Origin of the sequence: Pseudomonas sp. MYb541, assembly GCF_037479595.1 — a bacterium.
In the GTDB taxonomy this organism is placed as follows: Bacteria; Pseudomonadota; Gammaproteobacteria; order Pseudomonadales; family Pseudomonadaceae; genus Aquipseudomonas; species Aquipseudomonas canadensis.
Window position 1 is genome coordinate 66,958 of sequence record NZ_JBBGYS010000038.1, and the last position, 7,543, is coordinate 74,500.

The 7,543-nt window shown below is 60.4% G+C and carries 4 protein-coding genes; all 4 read right to left on the reverse strand.

Annotated elements, in window-relative coordinates; genetic code table 11:
- Positions 1 to 166: 166 nt before the first annotated feature.
- On the reverse strand, positions 167 to 811 hold the full coding sequence (locus WH299_RS22030; RefSeq protein WP_028618886.1) for an MBL fold metallo-hydrolase: 645 nt from the start codon (positions 809 to 811) through the stop codon (positions 167 to 169).
- 85 nt (positions 812 to 896) lie between these two features.
- A complete protein-coding gene (locus WH299_RS22035) occupies positions 897 to 3,626 on the reverse strand; it encodes a LuxR C-terminal-related transcriptional regulator (protein ID WP_339551284.1) in 2,730 nt (909 codons plus the stop codon).
- Between the two features lie 249 nt (positions 3,627 to 3,875).
- Positions 3,876 to 5,240 (reverse strand): DUF1329 domain-containing protein, encoded by a 1,365-nt coding sequence (locus WH299_RS22040; protein ID WP_323623464.1) that lies wholly within the window; start codon positions 5,238 to 5,240, stop codon positions 3,876 to 3,878.
- Positions 5,241 to 5,283: 43 nt separating this feature from the next.
- Positions 5,284 to 7,122: a DUF1302 domain-containing protein gene (locus WH299_RS22045; RefSeq protein ID WP_323623465.1), complete on the reverse strand. Its 1,839-nt coding sequence runs from the start codon at positions 7,120 to 7,122 to the stop codon at positions 5,284 to 5,286.
- Positions 7,123 to 7,543 lie beyond the last annotated feature (421 nt).

The window sequence follows — 7,543 nt, forward strand, 5'->3', positions numbered from 1 at the left end:
ATGGTGCAAAGGACATTGGCAATGGACCTGTGCCGAGTTTGGAACGCGACAAACGGTAAAAATTCCGTGGCTACAGAAACCGTAGCAGACGCATCCTGAACACGACCTGAGTTTTTGCTACAAGGTTTACCTGAAATAGAACGCGTTCTGCCCGGCAATGATTCCTTCACGCCCGCACGAAAGGATTCTCGCGCATTTCATCGCCCAGCCGGGTATCCGGCCCGTGACCGGTCACCACCGTCGCGCCCTCGTCCAGGGTGTACAGGCGCTGCTTGATCGAGCGCACGATGGTCGCCTGGTCGCCGCCCCACAAATCGGTGCGCCCGATACCGCGACGGAACAGTGTGTCGCCGGCAATCAGCAGCTTGGCATCAGCAAACCAGAAGCTCATCGACCCCGGAGTGTGACCAGGTGTGTGCAACGCCACGCCACAGCCGCAGGCCAACTCTTCATCATGTTCCAGCCAACGGTCCGGCGAAGGCACGGGGATATAGGGCACGCGAAACATCTGGCATTGCATTTCCAGATTGTCCCAAAGGAATTGATCTTCTTTGTGCAGGTGCAAGGTGGCACCGGTCTTCTCCTTCAACTGGCCGGACGCCAGGAAGTGATCCAGATGGGCATGGGTGTGGATGATGCTCACCACTTTCAATCCCAGGGCATCGAGCCGCGCCAGGATCAGCTCATGGTTGCCGCCTGGGTCGACCACGATGGCCTTTTTGCTGATGGGGTCGCCGATGATGGTGCAGTTGCACTGCAGGGGGCCGACGGGGAAGGTTTCACGGATAAGGGTCGGCTTGGCGGTTTCCATTCGGGGTCCTGTCGTGCAAATGAAATGTCGATTCCGGGCAAATATCGCCAGAATAATTGCACCATTAAAACAGACTGGGGCGTCCCTAGCCGATCAACCTCAGTTCCTGCGCCCGCGCCACCGCCTGGGTACGACGCTCCACACCCAGCTTGCTGTTGATGTGGCTCGCGTGAGTCTTGACCGTGTGCAGCGAGATAAACAACCGGTTGCTGATCTCCTGATTGGAGCAGCCCTGAGCGATCAATTGCAGCACCGCCAGCTCTCGGGCGCTCAATGTCTCATGAGTCGAAGCTGCCTCCACCACTGCAACCGCCGGTAACAGCGCCAGCAGGCTCTGGCTCAGCAGCCCATGGGGATCTTTGCCAAGCTGCTCGCGCATCCAGTCCGGGTGGGTTTCCAGCAATCGTTCGAAGGGTTGCAACGCGCCACCTGCCCCGGACTCAAGGGCTTGGGCAAACACTGGACGCGCCTTTGCCTCCTGCCCCTCCCCCAGCAACAGTTGCACCCGCTGGGTCAGGGCCATCAGCGCGATCATCTGACGCCCACTGTTATGAGCCTGTATTGCCAACTCTTCGAGACGTTGCAACGCCGCCGCCGGTTGGTGGCGAGTCGCGTCCAACGCAGCCTGTTGCAGCCCGATGTGCTGCGGCAGGTGTGGGTGGAACTCCGGCGCGGCGGCGGCGTGTTCGCCATTGTAGGTTTGCCCCAGACGCGTCAACCAGGCGTCAGCCAAGTCGGTGCGGCCCTGGGCCAGCCACAGCTCGCACTTGATCAGGGTGATCATTGCCAGGTAGTAGATCGGCGGCACATCCCAGATATGCATCAGCCGCTCAGCCTCGGCGAGTTCGGCGAAGGCTTTGGCAAAGTCACCACGGCGCCCTTCGAAATTGGCGATCACGCAATGGCCGATCAACACACTGATGTCGCGGCAAGCCCTGGCTTCAGCAAGACCGGCGCGCAAACGGGCGAGCCCAGCTTCGGGCTGGAGCCGCACCAGCAACAAAAAACCCTCGTAGAGCGATAAACGCGCACGCACCGCGTACAAGCGCTGCGGCGCCAAGCCGTGCAGGCGTTGCAGGCCTTGGCGCACTTCGTCCAGGGAACGCAGGATTTCACCGCGCGCCTGCAATACTCGCGCACGGTCGTAATGGGCCAAGGCTTCGAACAAGGGATTGCCGACGCGCTGCGCCAGCTCCAGGGATTCGCGGTTCAGGCCTCGCGCACGCCAGAGGTCGGCATCGACAATGGCCAGGTTGGACAGGGTCGACAAGCACATCAACCGCTGGCCGTAACGCCGTTGCGGCAAGCTTTCCAACGCTTCGCTGCAATAGCGCTGGGTCAGCTCGCGATCGCCCCGACCACGGGCGATAATCCCGCTCAGCGCCAGCCACTGGGCCAACATCGATTTCTGCGCGGTGGCCGACGGTGCCGGCAGGAAGCGGCTGAGGTAGCTGGACAGCTCTTCTGCCGCATCCAACTGGCAGGCCAGGCCCAAGGCCCAGCTGTAGAGCACGATCAAGCGCGGCGTGCTGATCAGCAGGCTATCAGGCAAGTCCATTTTCCAGCGCAGCAACATGCCTACGTTCTGCTCGGCCAGCAGCTGTTCTTCGGAAAGGTTTTGTACCAGATTCGCAGCCACATCCAGATGACCGGCGCGCAACGCCTGCTCCACCGCTTCATCGATCAAGCCTTGGGCATTGAACCAGCGACACGCGCGCAGGTGCAGGCTGGCCGCCGGCAGCACGTTGCTGCTGGCACGACGCGTGCGCAGCAAGTCCGAAAAAAGATGGTGATAACGGTACCAATGCCCGTGCTCATCCAGCGGCACCAGGAACACTTGGTGCGCCTGCAGGTAACGCAGGATTTCGGCACTGTCGTGGGCTTCACGCACCGCGTCGCAGAGTTCGCTGCAGAAACGGTCCTGAGGAGCGGTGTCGTACAAAAACGCCTGCACTTCGGTCGGCAGGCAGTCGATGACCTCTTCCAGCAGGTAATCGCGGATCAGCCCTTCGCCGCCGTGCAGGCTTTGCGGCAAGGCGCCGTCGCTGCCGGCCTCGGAGGCGGCCAACAGCCAGAAGCGCAGGCCGGCAACCCAGCCTTCGCTGCGACGGATCAGGTTATCCAGCGCTTCGCCACGCAAGGAGTTGCTGTGGCGATCCAGCACTGCCAGTGATTCGTCGTGCGTCAGGCGCAAGTCCTGTTCGTGCAGTTCCAGCAGATGACGCGACAATCGCAGTCGCGCCAGATGCCAGTCCGGGCGCTGGCGGCTGGTGACCAGTACCACCAGGCCATCAGGCAAATGGTTGAGGAAAAACTGCAGGCAACGGTCGAGCACCGGCCCCTGGGCCAGATGGTAATCGTCCAGCACCAGCAACAGCGGCGCACGGGCGGACAGGTGCACAGCCAGCTCGTCGAGCAGGCCATCGAGCCATTCTTCAAAGGCAAAGGGCTGGTGACGCTGGCGCATTTTCAGCAGGCCCAGGGATTGGGCGCCAAGTTGCGGGAAAAATTGCTGCAAGCCGTCGAGCAGGCGTTCGAGGAAACGCCCGGGGTCGTTATCCCGTGGGCTGAGGCCCAGCCATAGGCTTTGCCAATGGACCGGCAGGCTCTGGCAGAACTCCACCGCCAACGAACTCTTGCCAAACCCAGCCGGTGCGCTGACCAGCAGCAACCGCCCTTCCAGCCCGGCGCTCAGGCGTTCGCACAGGCGCGGGCGCAGCACATAGCCGTCAGGCAGTGGTGGCCTGTAGAAGCGACCTTCCAGGGTCGGGATTACCGCACTGGCAGGCCCTTGGATTCGGGACAGATCAGTCATCGCCGGGCTCTTGTAGAAGGCTGTTGTCGGCATTGCAGATGTCCGCAGACTAGCGGTAAAAGCGGCGGGTTTGTAGATCTTTGCAACATTTGCCTGAAAAGAACTACGACAAAAAATCTCGCCACAAAAAAGTAGGAGCCGACTTGCTGGCGATGCAGGCACCTCGGTGTGCCTGTTACACCGAGGGGATGCTATCGCTGGCAAGCCAGCTCCTACAGGGGGGCGGCTCCCAGATTGGGGGGCTTGGGGTTAGCGAACACCATCCTGGCGCAACGCCGCCGGGGTGAAGTCGCTGGTGGTGGCGGTGAAGCCAAAGTCATACGCCTGCTTCTCTTCGTTCTTCATGCCCAGCGCCAGGTAGCGGCCGGACTGCAGGTCGTAGAGGGTTTCCAGGGCGTACCACGGCACTTGCTTGTCGTAGTAGTTCTCGGCATGGGCTTCCGCCACGCGCCACAGTTGGCCACGACCGTCGTAGTGGTCAATGACCGCTGCTTGCCAGGTGTCTTCGTCAATGAAGAAGTCACGCTTGGCATAGATGTGGCGCTGGCCTTCCTTCAAGGTGGCGACCACATGCCAGACGCGGCGCAGCTCGTAGCGGGTCAGGTCCTGGTTGATGTGGCCAGCCTTGATGATGTCGGCGTATTTGAGCTTCGGATCATCGATCTTGTAGCTGTTGGAGGCGATGTAGATTTCTTTCTTGCCCTCCAGCTTCCAGTCGTAGCGATCCGGTGCACCGTTGTACATATCGAGGTTGTCGGAGGTACGCAGGCCATCGGCTGCGGTGCCTGGTCCGTCATAGGACACTTGTGGCGCGCGGCGCACACGACGCTGGCCGGCGTTGTAGACCCACGCCGAACGCGGTTCCTTCACCTGATCCAGGGTTTCGTGCACCAGCAGTACACCACCGGCCAGACGTGCCGGCGCAGTCACTTGCTGCTTGAAGTAGAACAGCACGTTGCCCGGATTTTTCGGGTCGAAGTCTTTCATCTTGTCGCGAAATACGAACTGGTCGCGGAAGTACACCAGGCTGTACGAGCCATTGGTTTGCGGTGTGGCCTGGGTTACCAGGCGGGTCACGCTGCCGCCGCGATAACGGGTGATGTGGTTCCAGATCACTTCCACGCCGCTTTTTGGAATCGGGAACGGTACGGCGGTTTCGAAGTTTTCCAGGCCGTTGCCACCAGACACCAGGTTGGTGGTGGTGGCGTTCTTCTTGATGGCCGCAAACACATCCGCTGGCACCGTGGCACCGCGATGGGTCGGGTAGACCGGCATCTTGAAGGTTTCCGGGTAGCGCTTGAACATCGCGTACTGCCCCGGCGCCAGCTTGTCCTTGTACTGCTCGACGTTCGCCGCGGTGATGGTGAATTGCGGTTGTTCACTGGCGTATGGGTTGGCCAGGAATCCACGGGGATCAACAGCGCCAGCGTTGGTGGGCAGCGGCGACCATTTTGGAATAGTACCCGCCGCGTTGCCGGCCATTTCGGCGCCCATCGGCGTCAGGGTCGTGCCCAGCTTGGCGGCTTCATCCGCCGACACTGCCGCCATGACGTTGCTCGCCAGGATCGACAGCCCAAGCACACCCACGTGCAACAGACTTTTGGTTATTTTCATGTTCTGGTCTTCCTGAAAATACATGCATCTAAAAAGAGTGTGCTTAGAAGTTGGCGCCGAAGCTCAAAGCGACGAAGTCGCGGTCATCCACCGTACTGAACTTGCCACCAAAGAAGTTGGTGTAGGCCAGACTGGCGGTGTAGGTGTTCTGGTACTCGGCATCCAGGCCCAGACTGACCGCCTTGCGACCTTCTTCGAAGTTACCGCCAGGGCCTGGCGAGTAACCTTTGACGTCGTGGGACCACGCCACGTTTGGCTTGAGGTTGACGCCTGCGAACACGTCCGGGTATTCCCAGATGGCGCGAGCGCGGTAGCCCCAGGAGGTGGCGGTGGTGTAACCGTCGTTGTTGCAGTTGGTATTCAGGCTGGCGGCATTAGGCAAACCACCGCCTTGTGCTGTGGAGTTGTTGAGCGCGTTGCAGAACCCCCCTGGTAGCGAACCCGGACCAAAGACTGGGTCACGGCCATAACGTGCCTCGGATTTACTTTCCAGCCCACCGACGTGGGTAACGCCGATTTCACCGACAGTGGTCAAGCGGCTGGCGCCCATGACTTGATCGAAGAAGTGCGTGAAGGTGGTTTGGAACTGGGTGACTTCCTTGCGGTTGTAGCCATGCAGGTCCTGGCCGGGTTTGCCTTTGAGCACCGACGCGTTGCCGTAACCAGGAATCGGCGTGACACCCGCGAAAAGAATGTCGGTCGTGCTCAGTTGCACAGGCGCATTCGGCCGATAGCTCAACTCGCCACTCCAGGCAGTGCCAGTAGGCAGCGTGGTGGAGAAGCTCAAGCCGTAGAGGCGGATATCTTCCGGATACTCGACGAAGTAGTTGGAGTTGCCCGCAACAATCAGCGGGTTATTCGTTGCATAAACAGAGGGTCGCGCGCCTTGTGCACTAAAGATCGGCGCCCGGCTGTGGTAGTTCATGAAATAAGCACCGAACTCTGTGTCCAGCGGCTCATAGTTGTAATGAAATGCAGCGCCGAACTGGCCGCTGTCGCGAGCGTCACGGTCCGGACCACGACGAACCAGGACGCCCTCATTGTTAACGTCCACACCAAACGCTCTCAGACCCGCCTGTTGGGCTGGAGTCAAGGTGCGACGGCTGTTCAGCACGCGCAGATTATCAGTGCAACCGTCAGAAATCACATCGGGCTGGGAGAAGAACGTGCCGCAGTTATCGGTAACCGTCTGGTCCCACTCAAGCTGATAGAACGCTTCGGCCGAGAGGTTATCGGTCAAGGTCTGCGACACATAGAACATGTTGACCGGGATCAAGCCTTCCTTGATCTCGGCGCCGGGACGACGGAACGCAGACACGTCGATCGGGTTGATGGAGTTGATACCGCCGCCGATGAAGGTACTTTCACCCCAGCTCACCACCTGCTTGCCGAAGCGCACATTGCCTGGCTGATCGGCAACGCTGTAGTTGTGGTAGATGAACGCATCGAGAATCTGCCCGCCAGAGGACTTGGCGCCTTCTTTACGGTTGTTGTCACTGATGTCCTTGAAGGGACGGCTTTCGTCTTTGAGCTCAAAGTCATACCAGTACTTGCCCCGCACAAACACACCGGTATCGCCATACTTCAGTTCCAGGTCATGAATGCCCTTGAAAATCTTCGAGAAGGTCTCCCCACGCTTGAAGTTCAAGTGACCGTCATCGGAGGTCTGGGACAGGCCCTTGCCACCGTTGTTGACGCCGATCAGATCGCTGTTGGGCTTGGCTGTGGACCAGCTCGCCCCCACGGAAAGCGACGAGTCAAAACTCCCTTCGATTTCACCGATATTGAAACTGACGCCGAATGCGGGCCCGGCGAGCGTAGAAGCGAGACTGACGGCCAGGGGCAGTCTTGCCCGGCGCCAGAACTGGTTTACTGAGGTCATCGACGCTACTCCATGTGCATTATTGTTATGGCAGTGAGTTCTTTCTGTGATGCGTGTAACGGCCGGAATACAACGATTCCAATGCCGCTCGGCAGCCGAGCCTCCATGGCCCGAAGCGGAACATCCGTGAAAAACTCTGGAAGGGACTATAGCCAGCAGGGGGTAGTGCTTGATCCCTCTAAAGTGTGATTTGCATCACCGACCCGTCTGCCACGACCCTTTCGCCACGTCGGCGAAGGCCGACGCGGCAAGGATGGCTGAAAATCGGCAAATCACAAGTAAAGGCGCCAGATAGAGCATTGGGGGGGGGGGGGGGGGGGGGGGGGGGGGGGGGGGGGGGGGGGGGGGGGGGGGGGGGGTTGGGGGGGGGGGGGGGGGGGGGGGGGGGGGGGGGGGTGGGGGGGGGGGGGGGGGGGGGGGG